Origin of the sequence: Paenibacillus plantarum (assembly GCF_013141695.1) — a bacterium.
Classification (GTDB): Bacteria; Bacillota; Bacilli; order Paenibacillales; family NBRC-103111; genus Paenibacillus_E; species Paenibacillus_E plantarum.
In genome coordinates this window covers 721,983-745,131 of record NZ_WHNY01000075.1, presented here as the reverse complement: position 1 = coordinate 745,131, position 23,149 = coordinate 721,983, and the positions used below count along the sequence as shown (strand labels likewise).

Sequence of the window (23,149 nt, the reverse complement as noted above, 5' to 3'; positions counted from 1 at the left end):
ATATCACCGTATGCCTTCTTAGGAAATTGTTATTTAAATTCAGTAAGCAGTTTGCTAAAGTCAGCTTCGGAAAGCTTAAGATCTTGTTTCGTTAGACCTTCTTTAGCAAAGCTTGGAATGGAATCTTCATAGCTCTTTTTATCTTTGTTTTGGTAGATGATACCTGTCAACATGGAGTTTGTTTCCATGATTTTCGTCATCGCCATCACACGGTTTGTGTAATCATAGTCTGGAATTTCATCCAAATCAACGATATTCTCTTTGAACCAGTCATATGTGTTTACTTTGTTGAAAGTAACACAAGGGCTGAATACGTTAATCAAGGAGAAACCTTTGTGATTCAAACCAGCTTCAATAACAGCCGTTAACTGTTTCAAGTTACTGGAGAATGATTGTGCTACGAACGAAGCACCTGCAGCCATTGCAATTTCAAGTGGTGAAATTGCGGATTCAATTGTACCGGATGGTACGCTTTTCGTTTTGAAACCTTCCGCACTACGTGGTGATGCTTGACCTTTTGTCAAACCGTAGATTTGGTTGTCCATTACGATGTAAGTAACATCAATGTTACGTCGAATAGCATGAACAGTGTGCCCCATACCAATTGCAAAGCCGTCTCCATCTCCACCAGAAGCAATAACAGTCAAATCGCGGTTAGCCATTTTCACGCCTTGTGCGATAGGCAGGGATCTTCCGTGAATACCATGGAATCCGTATGCATTGATGTAACCCGAAATACGTCCAGAACATCCGATACCTGAAACGATTGCTAAGTTTTCTGGCTCTAAACCAACGTTAGCTGAAGCACGCTGAATAGCCGCTTGTACGGAGAAATCTCCGCATCCAGGACACCAGTTAGGCTTTACATTGTTACGAAAGTCTTTTAATGTTGCCATGCTAAAGTCAACTCCTTACATTTTTGTTCGATTTCTGCTGGTAAGAACGGGTTACCGTTGTATTTAAGTACGTTTTTGATTTTGTCTGCATGCCCAACATGCAATTTAATTTGATCAGCTAATTGACCTGTAGCGTTGTTTTCAACAACGATAACTTGTTTCGCTTTTTCAACAAGCGGACGAAGTTGGTCAGCTGGGAATGGATGAATCAAACGTACTGTTGCGTGGTTGGTTTTGATGCCTTCCAATTCAACACGACTTCTTGCTTCATCAATTGTTCCACCTGTTGAACCCATACCGATAATAAGAAGATCTGGATTCTCGTGAGGAGCATCAAATTTGATAGCATCTGTCACTTGAATATGTTTCAACTTCTCAAGACGCTTATCCATCATACGTTGACGATTTTCAGTGCTTTCAGAAGGACGACCTGTTTGGTCATGCTCTACGCCTGTAACATGGTGAATACCGTGCTTCACGCCAGGGATTACACGAGGAGAAACACCTTTCTCCGTGAACTCATAACGTTTGAACAATTGGTTAGGCTCTTGTTCAGGTGCTTCAGTTACAAGTGTGCCGCGGTCAATCACGATGCGGTTGTAATCAAGCATTTCTGCTGATTGTTTACCTAGTGAAAGTTGAAGATCTGTCATAAGAATAACAGGCACTTGATACTGCTCAGCAAGGTTGAAAGCTTCAATTGTATCGTAGAAGCACTCTTCAATCGTACTTGGAGAAAGAACGATTTTTGGAATTTCACCGTGCGTTCCGTAAACCATTGCATTTAAATCAGATTGCTCTTGTTTAGTAGGAAGTCCTGTACTTGGACCACCACGTTGCGTATCAACGATTACTACTGGAGTCTCTGTCATACCTGCAAGGCCAATAGCTTCCATCATAAGGGACAAACCAGGACCAGCTGAAGCTGTAAGCGCACGAGCACCAGCGTAGTTAGCGCCGATAGCCATTGTACATGCTGCAATTTCATCTTCCGTTTGAATAACGGTCCCACCTAATTTAGGAAGTACTTTTTGTAAATACTCCATAACTTCGGAAGCTGGTGTAATAGGATAAGCCGGCATGAAGCGGCAACCTGCAGCAACTGCTCCAAGAGCGATTGCATCATTTCCGATCATGAACAATTTTTGTTGTCCGTCTGCAGGCTCAAGTTGGAAGTCAGCGATAGGTCCGCCAGCTAGTTCAAGTACAGATTCTGCACCTTTGCGAACCGCTTCAATATTCTTCTCAACGACAGCTGCGCCTTTACGGCCAAATTCTTCTTCAACAGCTTTATTAAACACGTCAATCGGCAAGCCAAGAAGAGCCCATGAAGCGCCTGACGCGGCCATGTTCTTAAATAGGGAAGTTCCTAATTCCTCTGCAATTGCAGTGATCGGTACTGGGAACAATCTAGCTTTGATTCCTTCTGGTAAAACAGGGTTAAACTTAGCATCCGCAACGATGACACCATTGTCGCGAAGTTCGTGAGCGTTGAAATCGATACTTTCTTGGTCGAAAGCAACAAGAATATCCAAATCGTCTGAGATTGCGCGAATCGGTTTGGTGCTGATGCGAATCTTGTTATTTGTATGTCCCCCCTTAATCCGTGAAGAGAAATGACGGTACCCATACAAATAGTAACCGAGACGGTTCAATGCAGTAGAGAAAATGCGGTCTGTACTTTCGACCCCTTCACCCTGCTGACCTCCGATTTTCCAAGATAACTGACTAATCACCGTACGTCCACTCCTTTTGATTGTAGCTGCGTGAAGAAAATTTGATAAGCTGATTGTTTAGTAATTTAAGATGGTGCAATAAAAAATTTCTTTCACTTGTCATCCAAATTCTATGCCTTTACAGAGTAAATTGCAAGAGGTTTCACTGTTTCTAACAGATAGAGTTTTTAGATTGTATCCATATCAATATTAGATTGATTTCCACTTATTCATTGCGGAAGGTTCCGCAACATGAAATTACGCCAGTTCCCATACAAAAACGCCTCCACTTGCGACTCTGTATAGTTTTTACACAAAGCTTCTATAATATTTCCGTAATCTCCAACATGTCTTAAATCTTTTACCCATTGTTCAATCCCATCAAAATCCGAACCAAAACCTATTTGGGACTCCCCGCCTAATGCACAGATATGATCGATATGTTTCAGAATCGCTGAAATCTCTACTGTCGTTTTCATGTTCTCCAGAAAGTAAGGAACAAAAGTAATTCCCATTATACCTTTACATTGTATGATAGCTTTAATCTGATCGTCTGATAAATTTCTTGGATGAGGACATAACTGATAAGCGTTTGAATGTGACGCGATAAACGGTTTTTTGTAAACCTCCACTAGTTCCCAGAAGCCTGCAACGGAAAGATGGGACACATCGACTATTATACCCATAGTTTCTAATTCTTTTAACATGTGCTTCCCTTTTTTTGTAAAACCGCCTTTTCTTTGTTCCATGACACCATCCGCTGCCCAATTTGCGTAGTTCCACGTAAGCCCTGCACAACGAACACCTAAGTAATCAAGAATTCGCAAGTTGGTTAGATTACCAGCAAGCGCATCCATTCCTTCTAATGTCAAAATAGCACCAATCTCCTGCTTTTGCTCCACATCTAACCAATCTGAAGCCGTTCGAATAAATCTCATTTGCGGGTGGCTAATAATCTTTCGATGAAAAATATCTACCATTTGTAGAACATGCTCAAAGCTAGGGTTAGGAATCGTTTCAGAAAGATAGATCGCAAAACATTGTACTTTAACACCTGCCTGCTGCAGTTTTGGATAGCTTACATCCAATTCTAATACATCCTGGTTAAAATCCAGTTTACCATTCTGATATAACTTCGTTAGTGCGTCACAATGTCCATCTACAATTTTCATTATAACCCGCCTCCACTCATCGCACTTTATGTCCAAACAGCACAAAAACCTCTATACAGAGGTTTCAGAGGTACTGTGATAACATTTCGATTAACTGGCTGTCAGTCATGAAAGTCAACACTTATACAGTTGCCTTACCGTCTACCGAGGCTCGACAATCAATTTAATAGCTGTCCGGTCCTCCCCATCAATAACGATATCCGTGAAGGCTGGTACACATATTAAGTCGACTCCACTAGGCGCCACAAACCCTCTTGCGATAGCTACTGCTTTGATGGCTTGGTTCAATGCGCCTGCACCTATTGCTTGAAGCTCAGCGGCTCCACGCTCACGCAATACGCCTGCCAATGCACCTGCTACGGAGTTTGGATTGGATTTTGCTGAAACTTTTAACACATCCATGAATAGTACCTCCTCGGAAATGATGGATAGCTTCCAATACCCATCATATTCACGAGGTATACGAAACATGCTACCTCATCCCATTTATACGGTTACCACTAATATTTTTACAACTAATCGTTTTTACTACTAATCCATAAATACTTGATCTTCATCATATCTAATCAAGTTAATCCCTTTAGCTAAACCTGTCTGATCGTTTAATTCTATAACAACGGCATGAAAATGCCATTTGCCTTCATCTGTAATGAAACGAACAGGAAGCTGCGTCTTAAACTTCTGAAGCACTGCGTTACGTTCTACCCCTAGGATGCCATCACGAGGCCCTACCATCCCCACATCCGTCACATACGCAGTACCTTGAGGCAATACACGATTATCATTTGTTTGAACGTGTGTGTGCGTGCCAACGACCGCAGACACCTTCCCGTCCAAATGCCAACCCATCGCAATTTTCTCCGAAGTGGCTTCCGCATGGAAATCTACAAAAACAAACTTGTGTTTTTTCTTATCAGCTTCCAATATGTCATCCACTTTACGGAATGGACAATCAATTGGCGGCAAAAATGTTCGTCCTTGCAAATTAATAATAAGAAGTTCTTGGTCCTTCACTTTGATGACTGTATGACCTTTGCCTGGCGTACCTGGCGGGAAGTTCGCAGGACGTACCATTTTATCGTCACGATCAATAAAATCGAAGATTTCTTTCTGATCCCATGTGTGGTTTCCCATCGTAATGGCCTGAATGCCCATTTCATATATTTCTTTGGCAATTGCTTGCGTAATCCCTTTACCCGCGGCTGCATTCTCACCGTTGGCAATGAAGACAGCATGCGGATGTAATTGCTTAAGTCTTGGCATGATATTTTTCAATGCTTTTCTTCCTACAGAACCTACGATGTCACCAATAAATACAATTTTCATAACGTAAAACGAGCTCCTTTATATGACCCAATTCCATTCGGCCTTGAAAATAAGGAAAAGTGGCTATAATAGCCACTTTTCGCATTTGCTTCTTATTTAGCGTATTCAACTGCTCTAGTTTCGCGAATGACCGTAACCTTAATATGTCCTGGATAATCGAGTTCACCCTCGATTTTCTTCGTAATATCACGGGCTAAACGGAACGCTTCAGTGTCATCCACTTTCTCTGGCTGCACCATGACACGTACTTCACGACCTGCTTGAATGGCGTAGGATTTCTCAACACCTTCAAATGATTCTGAAATCTCTTCCAGCTTCTCAAGACGTTTAATATACGTTTCTAGCGTTTCTCTTCGAGCACCTGGTCTCGCCGCTGACAATGCGTCCGCAGCACCGACTAACATGGCAATTACTGAAGTTGCTTCCACATCACCGTGATGTGAGGCAATACTATTAATTACAATAGGATGCTCTTTGTATTTCTTGCCTATCTCAACACCGATTTCGACGTGAGACCCTTCCACTTCATGGTCTAACGCTTTACCAATGTCATGAAGCAGCCCGGCACGTTTCGCCAAAGTTACGTCTACCCCGAGCTCTCCGGCCATTAAACCAGCCAGATACGCTACTTCCATGGAATGTTTCAACACGTTTTGTCCGTAACTTGTTCTGAACTTCAGGCGCCCCAAAATTTTGATCAAGTCAGGATGCAAACCATGTACCCCAACTTCAAACGTCGCTTGTTCCCCATATTCGCGGATACGTTCGTCCACTTCTTTGCGAGACTTCTCAACCATCTCTTCGATACGTGCGGGATGAATACGTCCATCCGCCACAAGTTTCTCAAGTGATGTGCGAGCAATTTCACGACGGATTGGGTCAAAACCAGATAAGATTACTGCTTCAGGTGTATCATCAATAATAAGGTCAATACCGGTCAAAGTTTCCAATGCTCGGATATTTCTACCTTCACGACCGATAATGCGACCCTTCATTTCTTCATTAGGCAACGAGACAACGGATACCGTAGTTTCCGCTACGTGATCTGCCGCACAACGCTGAATAGCAAGTGTGATGATCTCACGTGCTTTCTTATCGCCTTCTTCTTTGGCTTGTTGTTCAATCTCTTTGATTAGCTGAGCAGTTTCATGACGAACTTCTTGCTCTACATTAGTAAGAATGATGCTCTTAGCTTCTTCCATTGTAAGACCAGAAATTCGTTCCAATTCGGAAACTTGACTTTTATAGAGCTGATCAATTTGTGTTTGTGTATCCTCGATTCGCTTCTCTTTGTTGGCTACTAGCTCTTCTTTACGCTCGAGAGACTCTAATTTTTTATCCAGCGATTCCTCTTTTTGCAACAATCGTCTTTCTTGTCGTTGAATTTCATTCCGACGTTCACGAATGTCTTTTTCAGCTTCGGATCGTAGTTTGTGCACTTCGTCCTTTGCTTCCAGAACCGTTTCTTTTTTCAGTGCTTCTGCTTCCTTTTTGGCAGATTCTTTTATCTGCTCAGCGGCTGTTTCAGCACTGGAAATTTTCGCTTCTGCAAGAGATTTACGGATAAAATAACCAATCCCTAAGCATGCAGCTCCAACAACGAGAATGATCGCGATCCAGATGGCAGTCATCATCTTGTTCACCTCCTCGTTGGTTTCTCCAAGGTGTTAGCCTGGGGTACCTTCGGTTTTTTAATCCGATTCAATTGTTTGACTAGTCATACATACCCCTAAAATGTAAGAGTATGGCTTTTAAATGAATGCGCACAGTGCGTTAGGGCACCATAGTGCTAATAATCCATAATCAACAGTGTAAAAATTGGCGGTTTTTACAGCTGCCTTCTCAAAATCAATGAAATTAGTATGATTTTGAATACATTATGAAAATATACACTGTTATTTTATCTTTTGTCGAAGAAGCTTGTCAAGCGAATGTCCTAGAGTTGATTATTTAGACCCAAAACACACTTGCAAATAGTTAATGTCATTAAGTTTCTCCACAACTAATTAATGTGATTAATTATCTTCGAATCCATCCTCCATAAACTCCATCTCTTCCTCGTCTGATTCATTACTTATGAGCCCCAAAACCTTAGTAACTATGGCCCCCGTGTAACCTCTTCGCATTAGAAATGCCGCAGTTTTACGCTTTCTATCCATTAGTTTTCCCGAAGTTTGCTTCCATTTCGTTCTCGCTATTTTCAGTGCCCCGACATACTCATCCTCTGCATTTATTGACTCCATGGTACTTTTAACCACATCTTGATGAATCCCTTTTTGTTGAAGTTCTTGTCGAATCAGATTACGTCCTTTGCGTTGAGAAATCACCCGGTTGTCCGTCCACATCTTAGCGAATTCTTCATCATTGACGTATTTATTTTCAATAAGCTTGTCACTCGCCCAATCAATAATTGGCGCTTCAAAACCTTTCTCTTTCAGTTTACGTTTCACCTCAGAGAGGGAATGCGGACGTCTCCCTACCATATGGAGCGCTTTTACATAGGCCATATTTCGCTCTTCATCTAAAATGATAGCTTCAATCACTTGCTGATACAGGGATTCTCCTTTGTTCAAACGATGCTTGATCAGAATATCTTCATGAACAGAAAAAGCGTACTCCTCATTCAGATAAATGTTATAGCGATGTCTTCCTTGTTTTTGTTTTTCCACTTTGGTTATTACTTGTAATTCTTCCTCTTCGTGATTCATCTCAACAATCCCCCAAATGAAGAAAAAACACCCCAACACAAGGTTAAGGTGCTTCATCCATCCTATTTTCCAAACCTATTCGAAAGCTGTTTCCAACTCATCTTCTTCTTCATCCGTGTTCGGTCCAACAACTTTAATCAAGTTACTATTCTCTCTAATTCTTAGTTCAATCGTTTCGGAGATCGCTTTGTTATCTTTCAAGAATTGCTTCGCGTTCTCACGTCCTTGGCCAAGACGCTCACCTTCATACGAATACCAAGCGCCGCTCTTATTCACGATATCCAGCTCAGTTCCGATATCAATAATGCTACCTTCGCGTGAGATACCTTCACCGTACATAATATCGACTTCAGCTTGTTTAAATGGAGGTGCTACTTTATTCTTAACGACCTTAATTCTCGTACGGTTACCAACCATGTCATTGCCTTGCTTGATCGTTTCAATACGACGAACATCCAATCGAACGGAAGAGTAGAACTTCAATGCACGACCACCCGGAGTTGTCTCAGGATTCCCGAACATAACACCAACCTTTTCACGCAATTGGTTAATGAAGATAGCGATAACTTTGGATTTATTGATAGCACCAGACAGCTTACGAAGCGCTTGTGACATCAATCGCGCTTGAAGACCTACGTGAGAATCCCCCATATCGCCTTCAATTTCTGCTTTCGGTACTAGTGCTGCAACGGAGTCGATAACAATAATATCTACCGCGCCACTACGAACAAGTGCTTCCGCGATCTCAAGTGCTTGCTCACCTGTATCTGGTTGAGAAAGCAATAATTCATCTATATTAATACCAAGCTTGCTTGCATAAGAAGGATCCAACGCATGCTCCGCATCGATAAAGGCAGCTTGTCCGCCCACTCTTTGAACTTCAGCAATCGCGTGTAAAGCTACAGTTGTTTTACCTGATGACTCTGGTCCGTAAACTTCAATAATTCTCCCGCGTGGGAATCCGCCTATTCCAAGTGCGATATCCAGAGCAAGCGAGCCCGAAGAAATCGTTTCAACTTGCATATGAGTAGATTCTCCAAGTTTCATAATGGAGCCTTTTCCGAACTGTTTCTCAATTTGACGCAATGCATTATCTAGCGCGGCACGACGATCTGACAAAACGACCACTTCCTTCTATCATTATAGGTATATGATAACTTGTTTTGGCATGTTTGCCAAGCATTTTTTCGAACATACATTCGTTTTTTTGCGAACAAACAAAAAACCGTAACAAAGTTATCGCTTTGCTACGGTTCTTCCGTTAACTAACTCTGATTATAGAGGATTTCTAGTTTTCTTTCAACTGTTTCCATAATTGATAGAGTGCACGTTTAGCAGCTCTTAATTTAATTGACTCCCTATTGCCTGAAAGTTGGAGCGTAAATACTTCCGTCTTCGCATCCTTCTGTGCTAATCCCACATAGACCAGCCCTACAGGCTTCCCTTCAGACGGGCTTGGACCCGCCACACCGGTCACGGAGATGCCAAAGTCACTACCAGTCTTAACTAGCAACTGTTCGGCTAAAATGACGGCTGTTTCGCTGCTAACAGCACCCGGAGCACCTTCCCCCTCCAAAATATCCATTGGCACACCGAGCAACTTATGTTTTAACGCGTTTGAGTAAACGATAATCCCGCCTAAGAAGGATTCTGAGCTACCTGGTACTGTCGTTATTAAATCACTGATCAAACCTCCCGTACAGCTCTCAGCGACTGTCAACGTCTTCTTGCGGGCTGCCAGCAATTGCAAGACTACCGTTTCAATAGGGACGTCCTGATCGGCATATAGATACTCACCAAGGCGCTTCTTAATTTCGGCTTCCGTGGCTTGCAGCTTCAGCTCGCCTTCTGCTGCCTCATAGGCACGCGTTGTTAATCGTATTGTTACTTCAGCTTCTTTGGCGTAAGGGGCAATTGTCGGGTCTGTCTGTGTTTGAATCAAATCTAACAACTGATGCTCCAAATTGGACTCACCAATACCTGCAAACTTCAACATTTTCGAATACAGCGGAACTTCATTTGTCATTCGTAATTGAAGCCACGGCATCGCATATTTGGTAAACATCGGTTTCATTTCTTTCGGAGGTCCCGGTAAAAGCACGAAATGTGTCCCTTCGAATGTGAGCGCATTTCCTACAGCCAAACCTGTCTCGTTATGTAAGGGATCGCTTCCTTCTAGCATAAGTGCTTGACGACGATTGCTTTCCACCATATGAATCCCTCTAGAAGCAAACATCTCAGAAATAGCCTCCATAGAAGGCTCGTGAAGCACCAGATTACGGCCAGTCAGTGTAGCTAATACATCCTTAGTCAGATCATCCTGCGTTGGCCCTAATCCTCCTGTACAGATCACAACATCAGCTCGAGAAGCAGCTAAGCGAAGGCTGTCCAACAAGCGCTGTTCATTATCACCAACAACCGTTTGAAAGTACATATCAATCCCTAGTGCTGCACATTCTCTAGAAATAAACTGCGCATTGGTATTCACGATTTGACCAAGCAACAGTTCTGTTCCTACCGCAATGATTTCTGCTTTCATTTATGCAACCTCCTTAAAATGAGAAAACCTCTAACGTGATCGCTCATTATTGATCGACCGCGTTTAGAGGTAACGTTTAATGGAACTATGACTTTTCAGAAAAGTCTATGACATGTTTATTTTTAACGAAATATTCCACACCTGAATAAACGGTAATAATTGCTGCAGCCCAACTAGCTATAACATCAAAGGGAAAATCTAGAAACGTAAATGGAAAATTATTAATCAGCAGTGCAATGATGGCTGTAATTTGAGCCGCGGTTTTCGCTTTGCCCCATTTGCTGGCCGCCATGACTGTACCCTCTAAGAGGGCAATTTGACGAAGTCCAGTCACAGCCCATTCTCTGCTAATAATGACAATAACGATCCAAGCATCAACTTTATCCATTTCTACTAATGAAACAAGTACAGCGGTAACAAGCAGCTTGTCTGCCAATGGATCCAAAAGCTTGCCCAAATTCGTAACAAGATTACGTTTCCTAGCAATGTAACCATCTAAGCTATCTGTACTCGCAGCAATAATAAAAATTAAAGCAGCAATAATTTGATTATACGTTATGCTAAACTCCTCTATCCGTATTTGAGGAAATTTTACCTTAATCAACAAAAAGAACATGATGATGGGTACTAATAAAATTCTCGCTACGGTGATGCGGTTAGCTAAGTTCATGCAATTACCTCCCCGGATAAGTCAAACTCATAGGAGTGGGTAACACGAACTTTCGCAAGTTCTCCAATGTTCAATTTAGCATTTGATACGAATACTTCACCATCAATTTCAGGTGCGTCGAATTGGGAGCGCCCAATATAAACGTCGCTTCTGCCATCGTATCTTTCAATAAGCACGTCAATTTCTTGCCCAATACGTCGACCGCCGCGAATATTTGAAATTTCACGTTGAATTTCCATAATTGCGTTAGCCCGGTATTCCTTCACATCATCAGGCACTTGATCCGGCAGTCTTGCTGCTGGCGTATCATCTTCTTTGGAGTAGGCAAACACACCAAGTCGATCGAACTGAACATCACGCACGAATTGTTTCAAGTTCTCAAAATCTTGTTCAGTCTCACCTGGGAAACCAACAATAAGCGACGTACGCAAAGCAACATCAGGAATGGATTCGCGAATTTTACGAACAAGTTCACGCGTATCCTTTTGACGGCCAGGTCTACGCATACGTTTAAGAATAGAATCTTCACTATGCTGTAAAGGCATATCAATGTACTTGCATACTTTAGGATTCGTTGCCATCACTTCAATCAGTTCATCACTGAAGAAGCCCGGATATGCATAGTGCAGACGTACCCACTCAATGCCTTCAACTTCACTTACTTTGTTCAGCAAGGTAGGAAGCATGAAGCTATCATAGATATCCGTTCCATAGTTTGTGGAATCTTGGGCAATTAAGCTAATTTCCTTAACGCCTTGAGCCGCAAGGTTAGCAACTTCTGCAACGACCGATTCCATACTTCTGCTCTTAAAAGCACCGCGCATAATGGGAATGGAGCAGAATGTACAAGCGTTATCGCAACCTTCTGCAATTTTCACATAGGCTGTATAACGAGGAGTCGTCATCAGTCTAGGAAGGTCAGCGTCATAGTTAAATACCGGATTCCCTACTAGAACCGGTTTCTTCCCTCTAAGCGCTTCGTCCACAATGTGATTAATTTTATCAAAATCACCCGTACCTACAATGCCATCGATCTCAGGCATCTCTTCCATTAACTGCTTTTTGTATCGTTGTGTTAAACAGCCTGAAACGATTAGCGCCTTGAGATTCGCTGTTTGTTTCAGTTCTGCCATATCCAAAATTGTATTTACGGATTCTTCTTTAGCTGCATCAATGAACCCGCAAGTGTTCACGATAATGACTGTAGCATCTTCCTTGTTATCTACAAGTTGGAAACCACGGCCATGAATTAAACCTGACATAATCTCGGAATCAACTAAATTCTTCTCGCATCCGAGAGTAACTACTTTAACCTTTTCTGTCATGAAAGAAACAACCTCCAATAGTCCTAAAAAACACTCCCTACCAGTATAATACAAGCCAATAGGGGTGTCAAAATGTAAAAACCCCCTGCATCCAGGGGGTTTTCCTTCAAGTAAGCATATATTCCTGTTTATTTCATATTAACAAACTGCAAATCCAATGGAATATCTGCTTTCCGAAGCAACGCGATAACTGCCTGTAAATCGTCACGGCTCTTTCCGGTTACACGGATTTGATCCCCTTGAATTTGAGTTTTCACTTTCAATTTTGAATCACGAATCAGTATATTAATTTTCTTGGAGTTGTCTTGATCGACACCTTGTTTCATGCTGATTTTCTGTCTAACTGTAGAACCAGCGGCTGGCTCTACCTTGGAATATTCGAGATTTTTAATCGAGATTCCACGTTTGGTCATTTTGGCATGCATAATATCAAGGACGTTCTGAAGCTTAAACTCATCATCCGAAGTGACAACAAGCTGATCTTTATCTAATTTAATGCTACTTTTACTTCCTTTAAAATCAAAACGGGTCAACATCTCTTTCTCCGCTTGTTGAATCGCATTATTAAGTTCTTGCATATCCACTTTGGATACAATATCAAACGAACTCTCTGAACTCATCTACATCCCAACATCCCTTCCATCAAATTACATTAGCATTATAGCAAGAACACGTAAAAAAGGAAATATCCAACCGCCAATGGCATCGAATATTTCCCATTCAACTATTTTCATTACCCGGGAAAGCGCAGGAACTGGCAAATTGCTAGCTTTTCTGCAAATTCAGTTGAACCCGCTTCGGATTCGGCGTATCGCCAACAGGTACGAGAGTGCCATTAACCATGAGCTGCAATGCACTAGCTGCACCAACATTCAAAAAAGCTGAACTTGCTAAATCAAATGTATCCGTATCACCGGCATTATACAGTTTCTGTCTTAGCAATGCCCCTTTCTCACCCTCAGGGGTAAGTGCATTAACAGCGATCCAGCAAGAACCGGTAATTTTGAATTCAATATTCAAATTTGCAGTACCTGTAATGATGTAATTATCTACACCCTTTTCAGTAGCGCTAAATTTCACCTGCACAGCAGGCGGTGTTGGGGTTGGAGCTGGTGTTGGAGTTGGCGTTGAAAGCCCTATTGCTTTACCATCCCCCGTAGCATTAACAGACGTGCTCGGCGATGGGTTCGTCGAGTCTGTAATGCGCGGCGATTGCGTTTGCGTTGGCTTCTCATCCGCTGGCGTTCCCTTATAATTCTTATATGTATAATAGTATACGATCCCGAATATGAGCAAAATAAAACAGATAAACATCAGGCTCGAAGCCCAGCGGCTCATCTTTTCTGTATTGCGAACACTCGATCTATTCTTGCGAATCGCTTCCACAACGGGCTTCTCAATCGTTGGAGCTGGAAGCGTTGACTGATACATATTCAGAACTTCATTCGGATCAAGCCCTAATGCTTCCGCATAACTTTTAATAAAAGCCCTCACATAGAAACTTCCTGGCAGCACCTTGTAGTTTCCTTCTTCAATGGCTTCTAGATAGCGCTTGCGGATCTTAGTAACTTCTTGAAGATCATCCAGCGAAATTTTTCTTTCAAGTCGAGTTTTGCGCAAAATGTAGCCTAAGTCAGACATATGGTCACCTCCCCGAAGGAATTATTCATCCTGTTATTGACGTTTGAAACATTAAAAAGGTTCGGACGTATAAGTGAACGAATCGTAGTTAATTTCTTCATCCGGGCTGTTCCGGAGCTCAATAATATAATCGAAGTGATTATAGGTGTATTCCGATTCGCGAATAAAAATGTCTGGATGCTCGATAACCTTTGTTGAAGGCAGACCCATAATATCTTGCAAAAGACTGTAATGCTTCTCGTTGGAACGAATTGTCGAAACAATACCGTCAATGATATAGACATTGTTCGGGGCCATTTCATCCTCAGAAAGCTGACTGCGAACGGTCTGTCTCAATAAAGTGGAAGAAACAAATGTCCAACGTTTATTCGCACAAACACTGCCAGCAATAATAGATTCCGTTTTACCAACACGCGGCATGCCACGAAGTCCAACAACTTGATTGCCTTCGCGTTTGAATATTTCACCTAGGAAGTCAACTAACAAGCCTAACTCGTCTCGCGTAAAGCGAAATGTTTTGCGATCGTCAGAATCGCGCTCTATATATCTGCCGTGGCGAACAGCCAAAATATCAACTAATTTTGGAGGTCTCAACGCAGTAATAGTAATATTATCTACTTTTCTCAACATTTTACCCATTAAATCAATTTTTTCTTCATCATTTGTTTGTAGAAGCATACCACGCGTACGATCTTCAACCCCATTAATCGTCACGATGTTAATATCCAGCATCCCCATTAATGAAGCTATATCACCTAATAAACCGGGACGGTTCTTGTGAATTTTGTATTCCATATACCATTCTTTAACGTCCAATTCTTCCACCTCATCATCATCTCTGTCACTCAAATCTGTAAATGAACCAGACTGTTCATGTCCATTTAATTAATTTCTACAAATTCCGCCATAATCCTTCTCAAAAACCGAACTACCCTGATATTATTTCATTTTTAGTTCCTTTAGCTCTTGCGGATTGTAATTTTGTATTCCTTTTTGCCAAGCATGCGTTTTCATCATGGCGAGCCGGTTATCAAGAATTTGTGTCCAATTCAGATCTGCAGTTAACGCCCCCGCAAAATCCATTACGGATACACCCAAAGATTTAGCTCTCTGCAGCTGATCTTCACTCACAGGGCTGTAAAAAATAACCCATCCTGCGCGATGTTGATGTACTTGAAAAGTCAACTGCTGAAACCATTGGTTGTTATTGTTTAGCAAAACAATGTGATCGGCTTCCTCGGAAGGCGCCCATGCAGATGGAATTGGACGCTCACTTTGCGTCACCCATTCGATAACCGCATTTTGAGACAGAAGATCTTGAATCGCCTTATTCTTCATGGTTTCCATCTGTTGCAAGTCCAATTGTAACAAAGATACCTGCTCATTCACGGTAATTGCGCTGCCCTCTGCAAACGGCTGACTTTGTAAAAAAGTCCATTTACCCGTTGTAAGACCTAATGCCATCTTCTCATTAGCTGAAGGGAATAGCTCATTTCCAACAACGTATATGTAATCATATGTTTTCGATTTTAGTTTCGAATCCACATTATCATCCAGCGCATTTAAATCTTTGACCCATTCATAAGCAATCGAATTTCCGTCTCGCCAATTCTTTAGAGTTTGACCTAGCACGTCTTTGGCTGATGCTGATAACCCGCTACTTGAGAGCATTAAAACAGACATTTTCTGATCGAGCAGTTCTTGCTTAATAACTGGAATTCCACGATTCCCGCAACCAGCAAGTAGTGATAATAATAAGGTTAAAATAAGTAATAATCGCGTCTTATGCATACATGGATAATTCCTTTCCAGCTTATAAAGCATGCAAAAGCCTCCGAAAGAGGAGGCTTTCACATCATACCCTATTGAATTGTAAAACGGTTATTAACCTTTGTCTACTAATTTTACCATGAGGCGCGCAAGAGTATGCTTTTCCTGTTCATCCCCAGCATCCCACAACTCTTTGAGAACTCGTTCTTGCTCATTTTGAGGATCTACCTTGTCTGCCAAAAACTCTCCAATTTGAAAAGCGAGCTTGGAGATGGTTTCATCACTCATCCCTGCATGTCCAGCCTGACTCACGCGTTCAGCCAAAAACTCTTTCCATTTGTCGAACACTTTAAGTACAGTAGCCATAGTAAGAAGCCTCCTTTGAGTTATGAGAAATGGTCATTACATACGTAATATGCGCTTCTCAAAACAGAATTATGCGTGGACTTCTCTGCCATAGATACTTGTAATTAAGTAAGCCAGCCCCCGTTGGGTGAGATGATTTGACCTGTAATATAACCGGATTCAGGCAAGGCTAAGAAATAAACAAGCGAAGCTACCTCATGCGGAGATGCGAGCCGTCCAACAGGAATTTCGTTGGTAATAGCATCAATTTCGTCAGCCTGGAAGCCGGCCATCATATCGGTTTGAACAGCCCCCGGTGCTACGGCATTCACCGTAACACCCGATGGAGCGAGTTCTTTGGCTAGCGCTTTCGTAAACGCATTAAGGCCACCCTTGGCCGTTGAGTAAAGCACCTCACACGAAGCACCTGAGATGCCCCATATTGAGGATACGTTGATGATGCGACCATACTTTTGTTTAACCATAGCGGACATAAAAGCTTGAGTGCAAAGAAAAGAACCCTTAAGATTAACATTCATAACACGATCCCAGTCTTCTTCTGTCACATCAGCTAGCATCCCATAGTGAGAAATACCTGCATTATTAACGAGGATGTCTGGTACCATGTTCATTTGTTCAAGCTTATCTCTCATTTTGAGAATCTGCTCATGCGATTGAATATCCGCGGATACCGTCAATACCGTTGCCCCTTGCTTCATACAAGAACGGGCAATTTCATTGGCTGCCTCATGTGAATCCCGATAATGAATGACAATCTGCATGCCTACCGCGGCGAAACGTTGGGCTATTGCAGCACCAATTCCCCTGCTAGCTCCCGTAATCAGCACGGTCTGTTCACTAAATGGTTTACCAACACTCACGATGGTTCACGACTCTGTACAATGGATACTGCGAGCTTGCTCCAATCAAAATGCTCACGGAAGCGACGATTCACATCTTCAAGCGTTAGCTGTTCATAAACCGGCAAGATATCGAAGAGATCGATCCCTTTGAACCGATATTTGGTATATTCATTCGCAATGGATTCAGGTGAGTTCATCATGCGCAAGAAACTGCCAATCTTCTTCTTACGACTGCGTTCGAAAGTGACACTATCGAGTCCAGCTTCTTTCCTTTTTTCAACCTCGTCACGAATCCTTGCAATAAGTTGTTCCGGATCCTTGGTATCCCCTCCAACAATGGAGAACGCATACCCATCACTACAGTTATACTCATGACCGAAATTATCAGAAATTAATTGATCATCATACAGTGTTTGATAAATATCAGAACTGGAGCTAAATAGGACATCCAACATTAATTTGGTCGTTAATTCTCTTACCAGTAAAGGCTTGCCTGTAACCGCTGGTGCGGCTTCCTTGAAGCCCATTAAACATTTCGGCAAAGAAACTGGAAGTAAGATAAGCCTGCGAGCTTCCTTGACTTCGACTGGCTCTTCAGGGAAAAACCTTTGGATCTCGCCTTGTGGCGGAAAAGTTTTAGCAGCTTGATTATCTTTCACTAACGTAATAACCTCTTGTGGATCTACGCCTCCTACAACGAATAAACTCATGTTGCTCGGATGATAGAACGTGTTATAGCACTCATACAACGTCTCTTTGGTGATTTCTGCAATTGACGCAACAGTTCCGGCAATATCAATATGAATCGGATGCTTCGCATACAAAGATTCAATTAAGCCGTAATAACTTCTCCAGTCCGCATTATCTTCGTACATCTTAATCTCTTGCCCGATAATCCCTTTTTCCTTTTCAACATTCTCATCCGTAAAATAAGGGTTTTGCACGAAATTAATTAATGTCGTTAAATTTTCTAAATAGCGATCCGTCGATGAAAATAAGTAGGCAGTCCGGTCAAAACTTGTAAAGGCATTGGCCGATGCACCATTCGTAGCAAACGTTGCAAAAATGTCTCCTTCCGGTTCCTCGAACATTTTGTGCTCTAAGAAATGCGCAATACCGTCTGGTACTCGCACGACATCTTTACCTTGAACTTGAAAATGATTATCAATTGACCCATATTGGGTTGTAAAAGTTGCATACGTTTTCTGGAAACCTGGTTTGGGTAACACGAACACATGCAGCCCATTATCAAGCTTTTCATGATAAATGGTTTCATCAAGATGTGGATATGGCATACTCTGCATGGTTTACTCCCCCTTCTGATCCCGTAAAAAGTATATCGTGTCCAATTGCACTCGTTTCGCAACTTCTGCTATTGCCGGAATATCCACTTGCTCGACTGCAGAAATTAAACCCGCTACCGTGCGCTCTTTTCCTGACAAAATGGCATTAAAATCAAATGAGATCAGCTCAAACGCTGAATCTTGTATTTCACGCAACTGATTGGAAATCATCGCTCTTGTTTGACTCCATTCAATGTCAGTGATTTCTCCCTGTTCCAAAGCTTTCAGTTGCTTACGTATGATATCCACGGCTTTCTCATAGTTAGCCATCTCAATACCGGACTGAATGGTCAAAATGCCTTTATGTCCATCAAAACGAGAAGAAGCATAATAGGCTAGACTTGCTTTCTCACGAACATTCGTAAATAATTTGGAATGCGGATATCCGCCTAGAACTCCATTATACATAAGTGCAGCCGGGTACTGATCATCGCTGTATGAAAGGTTTGTACGAAGACCCATATTCAGCTTTCCTTGGTTTACATCCAATCGTTCTACGATCGTTTTCACTTCACCAGTTACGCCACGCGGCGCAGATGTGACATAGCTTGCATCAGCATTCCGCTCAATCGCGAACGATTGCTTCACAATTTCTTCAACTTCACTTAGCGTTGTGTTGCCAACAACATATATATCCATTGGTGAAGTTTGGAGCCATTCTTTATATTGTTCGTAAAGCTTCTCCGCATTCATACCGTCGATATCTTCTATTTTACCCAAAGGATGAAGTCGATACGGTTCATCGCTGCACATTTCTTCCATACAACGTTCGGCAGCATAACGAATTTTATCATTGATGACCGATTCGATTCGTTTACGAAGTGTCTGCTTTTCTGCGTCTACATATTTTGTGCGAAAATGTTGATCTTCTAATGCTGGACGAGTTAACGTTTCACCTACAAAATCAAGCCCTTGTTTCAGCAAAGAATCCGCTGATTTCACGAATCGATCATTGATAATGTCCATTCGTAGCTGAACGATTTGGTAATCGCCTCGCTTATAAATATCAAAACCAAACCCTGCACCGTACAAATCATCTAAATACTCCCGGAATTGCTTCGTTTCAGGACGTAGCTCTGTACCTCTGCGAAGGATAAAAGGTGTTACTGCCGTACTTGTGACCGTTTCTTCATCTAATTGGCGTCCTATGTATACGGAAATGGCAAATGTTTTGAAACGATCTGTCGGTAGAACATGTATACGGATGTGTTTCCAACTGCTGCGCTCAAATTGAATAGGCTTCAAAGGTCAGTCTCCCTTCTATGTCCGTGTGATAAATCCATTATATTCCTATACGAAGAGGAGAAGCAACCAATTGTGGTTCCTTCTCCTTGTCCAATTTACACACAGAAAATGTGTTTGCCAATTTTTTTAATTTGTTTTCTTGTCCAAATCCATTTGGACGTTGCCGTTTCTGGGTTGAAGTAATAGATGCAACCACCAGTTGGGTCCAGTCCATTCAAAGCATCCCTCACGGCTTTTTTCGATGATTCATTAGGTGTTAGCCATATTTGACCATCAGCAACAGCGGTGAAAGCACCTGGTTGAAAAATAACACCAGATACTGTGTTCGGAAAGCTTGCCGATTTCACTCGATTTAAAATAACTGCCGCTACAGCAACTTGTCCAATGAATGGTTCACCACGCGCTTCACCATTGACAGCATTGGCCATTAAGTTAATATCCTGTTCCGAATAACCAAGATTGTTGGAGGGCGTTAGATTGGCAGGTGTATCAGTACCCGTAGCATTATTGTTAGCGCCCTGATTGTTATTCGCTGTTTCTGGTGCTGAAGGTTTCCAACTCTTCGTTGCTTCCCACAGCTTTAATTTGGTTTTCGGTCCAACGATACCATCTACCTTCATGCCAAACTCACCTTGGAATCGCTTTACTGCTGTTAATGTCTTGTACCCATAGTCGCCGTCGATACCGCCATTATAAAAGCCAATGAATTTCAGCCTACCTTGAAGTTCATACACATCTGATCCAGTGGCGCCATAGCGTACTTCATTCTTACTAAATGTTTCTTCCGTCGGCGGATTGAATTTACCCTTCAATTGAAAAGAAACTACCAAGACAAATACGATACAAAATGTAATGACAATTAGTCGTTTATTCATTCCCCTTCTCAACCTCACTTTTCAAATTACAACCTTTTCTTGCTTATTATGAGAAAGTGAGTCCATGATTATACAAATAAAACACTCCCCTAAGGGAGTGTTTGTCTAAAATGGATTATGAGCTAATCCGATTATGATGATATTGTTCAAGTGAGATCAATACTTCACGCGGTTTACTGCCTTCATAAGGGCCAACAACCCCTTTAGCTTCCATCGCATCGACAAGCCTAGCAGCACGTGTATAACCGACTCTCATTCGCCTTTGAAGTAAGGATACAGATGCTTGCTTCGCTTCCAAAACAATTTGAACGGCTTGATCGTACAGCTCGTCCTCAAATTCATTCTGCTGCTCTGGCATTTCTTCAACCTGTGGTACGAGTTCCTCCCGATAATTTGCTTGTTCCTGTGTTCGTACAAACCCAACAACCTGTTCAACTTCGCCATCGGAAAGGAATGCCCCTTGGATACGTACAGGCTTGGATGCACCTACTGGCAAGTAAAGCATATCACCACGACCTAGTAATTTCTCCGCTCCTACCATATCCAAAATCGTTCGCGAATCCACTTGTGATGAAACTCCAAAAGCGATACGGGATGGAATGTTAGCCTTGATAACACCAGTAATAACGTCAACGGAAGGACGTTGTGTCGCAATAATTAAGTGAATGCCCGCAGCCCGTGCCATCTGAGCAAGACGACAGATGGAATCCTCGACGTCATTAGCTGCTACCATCATGAGATCAGCTAACTCATCCACGATAATCACATAGTAAGGCAGCGGCGGTGCAGTGCCACTCTCTGTCAACATCGCGTTATAGCCTTCAATATTTCGTGTCCCACTCTTGGAGAATAGCTCATAGCGTTTCTCCATCTCGACAACGATTTTCTTGAGCGCTAGGGATGCTCGCCGCGGATCGGTAACTACAGGTGCTAATAGATGCGGAATGCCATTATACACATTCAACTCAACCATCTTCGGATCGATCATTAAGAACTTCACTTCATTTGGCTTTGCTTTATACAAAATGCTAGTGATAATCCCATTGATACAAACCGATTTACCAGATCCAGTAGCACCGGCAACTAGTAAATGGGGCATCCTTGCCAGATTCCCAACAATTGGTTGACCCGAAATATCTCGTCCAAGAACTACGGAAAGTCGTGAGCTAGACTCCTGAAAAGCTGTCGTTTCCATGACTTCTCGCATCGTAACAATAGAAACTTCTAAGTTCGGCACCTCGATACCTATCGCAGATTTGCCTGGTATTGGTGCTTCCATCCGGATATCCTTTGCTGCAAGTGCTAGTGCAATATCGTCGGTTAAAGAAACAATTCTGCTAACCTTCACACCCACATCAGGTTGGATTTCATAGCGCGTTACAGCAGGACCTCTTACTACCTCAAGAACCTTAGCTCGAACTCCGAAGCTCTCTAATGTTGCTTCAAGCTTTCTTGCATTGGCTTTGTAATCCGCCATTTCGCTTCCTTTGCCTAGAGCTGGCCTTGCTAATAAATCAAGCGAAGGTATTTCATATGGACGAGTCACAATGACAGGAGCATCTTGAAACTCAATTGTGACTGGCTCATTCTCCTCTCCAGCCACACTAGTTGGTACTGTTGTTGTACTATTGGAGACTGAAGGAGTTGCAGGTCTAACAACTTGTTGTGCTTCTTGAATAACCTGTTCTTGAAAATCACGAATAATCGGTGCTCCAGCAGGTTCATCTGTATTATGTATGGGTTCAGCCGTTGGAGGTACAGGGTTCGAGTAAACAACTTCCTCCCCGGCCACATCAGCTTCGCCCTCTGACAAATTATCCTCGATATCATCTCGTTCTCTTGCCGCAGATTTCTTCCGGTTCTCCTTAATTGGTCGAAGGAGTTCCATAAATAATGGCGTTTTCTTCACCCGCTTAACTGGTTGAAACACTTCTTCATCAAATTCATCATCAACAGGTACGTAAGCTGGCTTCTTCACCTTAGTAGGCGCACTTCCCGCTGATGCAGCCTGAGCCTGCGGCACACGTCCATCACGGTCTTGCAGCCATTCTTTCATTCTGTCTTTAAAAGTTTGTCCTACATTACTGAAACGACCCTTCACGATATTACCTAGATCCACATAAGAAACACCTGTCGCTAGAATAAAACCCATAACAAAAAGCATATATTGGATTAATCTGGCTCCAAGGTAATCGAATAGGAAATAGAGGATGCTGTATAAAAAAGCGCCTACCATTCCTCCACCAATACCATGTTCTAATGCTGCTCTTCCAGCTTCTGTAGGATGCAATCCCTCAAGCATAGCTGACCATGTCGAAGAAATGACTTTACCCGATGTAAAATCGTTATTAGGATACAACTGTGCAAATAAATCAATATGATTCTTGATTAATAAGCCAAGAATGAACAACAAAATGCCCGCTTTCTTGGGAGTTATCATTTGTGGCCAAGCTCGTTTGATCATTGCGTATAAGCCCACGTAAATGAAAATAAGTGGTATAAGTGAATACCAAGTCCCCACAAAAAAACGAAACAAATAAATCAATGAATTTCCGACATGACCTTGATGTGCAAGGGCAATGACCGAGAAAATCAAGATGAGGATTCCATACAGCTCGAATAATAAGCTGGTTTTTACAGCCTTCGTCTTTTTCCTGCGTTTCGCCAAGATTGTCACCCCCAAGTCCACATTATACCATATTTGACTCGAGGGATG

The 23,149-nt window shown here is 42.2% G+C and carries 21 protein-coding genes; all 21 read right to left on the bottom strand.

All coding sequences use genetic code 11. The features are described from left to right. Positions 1-29 precede the first annotated feature (29 nt). The 21 genes from GC096_RS31595 to GC096_RS31495 all read right to left on the bottom strand — a co-directional run bounded on the left by GC096_RS31595 (position 30) and on the right by GC096_RS31495 (position 23,101). Positions 30-896, bottom strand: a complete 867-nt coding sequence (locus tag GC096_RS31595) for a 2-oxoacid:ferredoxin oxidoreductase subunit beta (protein WP_057315638.1) — start codon at positions 894-896, stop codon at positions 30-32. Further along, the gene (locus tag GC096_RS31590; RefSeq protein ID WP_171635889.1) at positions 884-2,632 is read right to left on the bottom strand and encodes a 2-oxoacid:acceptor oxidoreductase subunit alpha; all 1,749 of its coding nucleotides are present in this window, start codon (positions 2,630-2,632) and stop codon (positions 884-886) included. Before GC096_RS31590 ends, GC096_RS31595 begins: the two co-directional genes overlap by 13 nt. Positions 2,633-2,841: 209 nt before the next feature. After that, on the bottom strand, positions 2,842-3,783 hold the full coding sequence (locus GC096_RS31585) for a dipeptidase (RefSeq protein ID WP_171635887.1): 942 nt from the start codon (positions 3,781-3,783) through the stop codon (positions 2,842-2,844). A gap of 141 nt (positions 3,784-3,924) precedes the next feature. Continuing rightward, positions 3,925-4,185, bottom strand: coding sequence for a stage V sporulation protein S (locus GC096_RS31580; RefSeq protein WP_028558349.1), 261 nt, complete (start codon positions 4,183-4,185; stop codon positions 3,925-3,927). A 129-nt stretch (positions 4,186-4,314) separates the two neighbouring features. Further along, on the bottom strand, positions 4,315-5,109 hold the full coding sequence (locus GC096_RS31575) for a TIGR00282 family metallophosphoesterase (RefSeq protein ID WP_171635886.1): 795 nt from the start codon (positions 5,107-5,109) through the stop codon (positions 4,315-4,317). Positions 5,110-5,201: 92 nt separating this feature from the next. Further along, the gene (rny, locus tag GC096_RS31570; protein ID WP_056625130.1) at positions 5,202-6,743 is read right to left on the bottom strand and encodes a ribonuclease Y; all 1,542 of its coding nucleotides are present in this window, start codon (positions 6,741-6,743) and stop codon (positions 5,202-5,204) included. A 381-nt stretch (positions 6,744-7,124) separates the two neighbouring features. Continuing rightward, positions 7,125-7,817: a regulatory protein RecX gene (locus GC096_RS31565; RefSeq protein ID WP_171635884.1), complete on the bottom strand. Its 693-nt coding sequence runs from the start codon at positions 7,815-7,817 to the stop codon at positions 7,125-7,127. Between the two features lie 75 nt (positions 7,818-7,892). Further along, positions 7,893-8,936, bottom strand: a complete 1,044-nt coding sequence (gene recA, locus GC096_RS31560) for a recombinase RecA (protein WP_171635882.1) — start codon at positions 8,934-8,936, stop codon at positions 7,893-7,895. Positions 8,937-9,105: 169 nt separating this feature from the next. After that, positions 9,106-10,356, bottom strand: coding sequence for a competence/damage-inducible protein A (locus GC096_RS31555; protein ID WP_171635880.1), 1,251 nt, complete (start codon positions 10,354-10,356; stop codon positions 9,106-9,108). An 85-nt stretch (positions 10,357-10,441) separates the two neighbouring features. After that, complete coding sequence (pgsA, locus tag GC096_RS31550) at positions 10,442-11,026, bottom strand: CDP-diacylglycerol--glycerol-3-phosphate 3-phosphatidyltransferase (protein WP_056625118.1); 585 nt, start codon at positions 11,024-11,026, stop codon at positions 10,442-10,444. Next, positions 11,023-12,351: a 30S ribosomal protein S12 methylthiotransferase RimO gene (gene rimO / locus GC096_RS31545; protein ID WP_171635878.1), complete on the bottom strand. Its 1,329-nt coding sequence runs from the start codon at positions 12,349-12,351 to the stop codon at positions 11,023-11,025. The genes pgsA and rimO overlap by 4 nt, the downstream gene beginning before the upstream one ends. A gap of 128 nt (positions 12,352-12,479) precedes the next feature. Continuing rightward, positions 12,480-12,971 carry a YajQ family cyclic di-GMP-binding protein gene (locus tag GC096_RS31540; protein ID WP_056625112.1) on the bottom strand — a complete coding sequence of 164 codons (492 nt, stop codon included), beginning with the start codon at positions 12,969-12,971 and terminating at the stop codon, positions 12,480-12,482. 145 nt (positions 12,972-13,116) lie between these two features. After that, entirely contained in the window at positions 13,117-13,992 is an 876-nt protein-coding gene (locus tag GC096_RS31535) for a helix-turn-helix domain-containing protein (protein WP_171635876.1), read from the bottom strand. 51 nt (positions 13,993-14,043) lie between these two features. Continuing rightward, positions 14,044-14,787 carry a DUF3388 domain-containing protein gene (locus tag GC096_RS31530; RefSeq protein WP_376769543.1) on the bottom strand — a complete coding sequence of 248 codons (744 nt, stop codon included), beginning with the start codon at positions 14,785-14,787 and terminating at the stop codon, positions 14,044-14,046. 144 nt (positions 14,788-14,931) lie between these two features. Beyond that, positions 14,932-15,783, bottom strand: a complete 852-nt coding sequence (locus GC096_RS31525) for a hypothetical protein (RefSeq protein ID WP_171635874.1) — start codon at positions 15,781-15,783, stop codon at positions 14,932-14,934. A 93-nt stretch (positions 15,784-15,876) separates the two neighbouring features. After that, on the bottom strand, positions 15,877-16,128 hold the full coding sequence (locus GC096_RS31520) for a DUF3243 domain-containing protein (RefSeq protein WP_028558337.1): 252 nt from the start codon (positions 16,126-16,128) through the stop codon (positions 15,877-15,879). Positions 16,129-16,232: 104 nt separating this feature from the next. Next, on the bottom strand, positions 16,233-16,988 hold the full coding sequence (gene ymfI, locus GC096_RS31515; RefSeq protein WP_171635873.1) for an elongation factor P 5-aminopentanone reductase: 756 nt from the start codon (positions 16,986-16,988) through the stop codon (positions 16,233-16,235). Then, positions 16,985-18,274 carry an EF-P 5-aminopentanol modification-associated protein YfmH gene (yfmH, locus tag GC096_RS31510; protein WP_171635871.1) on the bottom strand — a complete coding sequence of 430 codons (1,290 nt, stop codon included), beginning with the start codon at positions 18,272-18,274 and terminating at the stop codon, positions 16,985-16,987. The genes ymfI and yfmH overlap by 4 nt, the downstream gene beginning before the upstream one ends. A gap of 3 nt (positions 18,275-18,277) precedes the next feature. Then, positions 18,278-19,558, bottom strand: a complete 1,281-nt coding sequence (yfmF, locus tag GC096_RS31505) for an EF-P 5-aminopentanol modification-associated protein YfmF (protein WP_171635869.1) — start codon at positions 19,556-19,558, stop codon at positions 18,278-18,280. 95 nt (positions 19,559-19,653) lie between these two features. After that, positions 19,654-20,433, bottom strand: coding sequence for a spore cortex-lytic enzyme (gene sleB / locus GC096_RS31500; RefSeq protein ID WP_171635867.1), 780 nt, complete (start codon positions 20,431-20,433; stop codon positions 19,654-19,656). Between the two features lie 115 nt (positions 20,434-20,548). After that, complete coding sequence (locus GC096_RS31495; protein ID WP_246303069.1) at positions 20,549-23,101, bottom strand: DNA translocase FtsK; 2,553 nt, start codon at positions 23,099-23,101, stop codon at positions 20,549-20,551. Positions 23,102-23,149 lie beyond the last annotated feature (48 nt).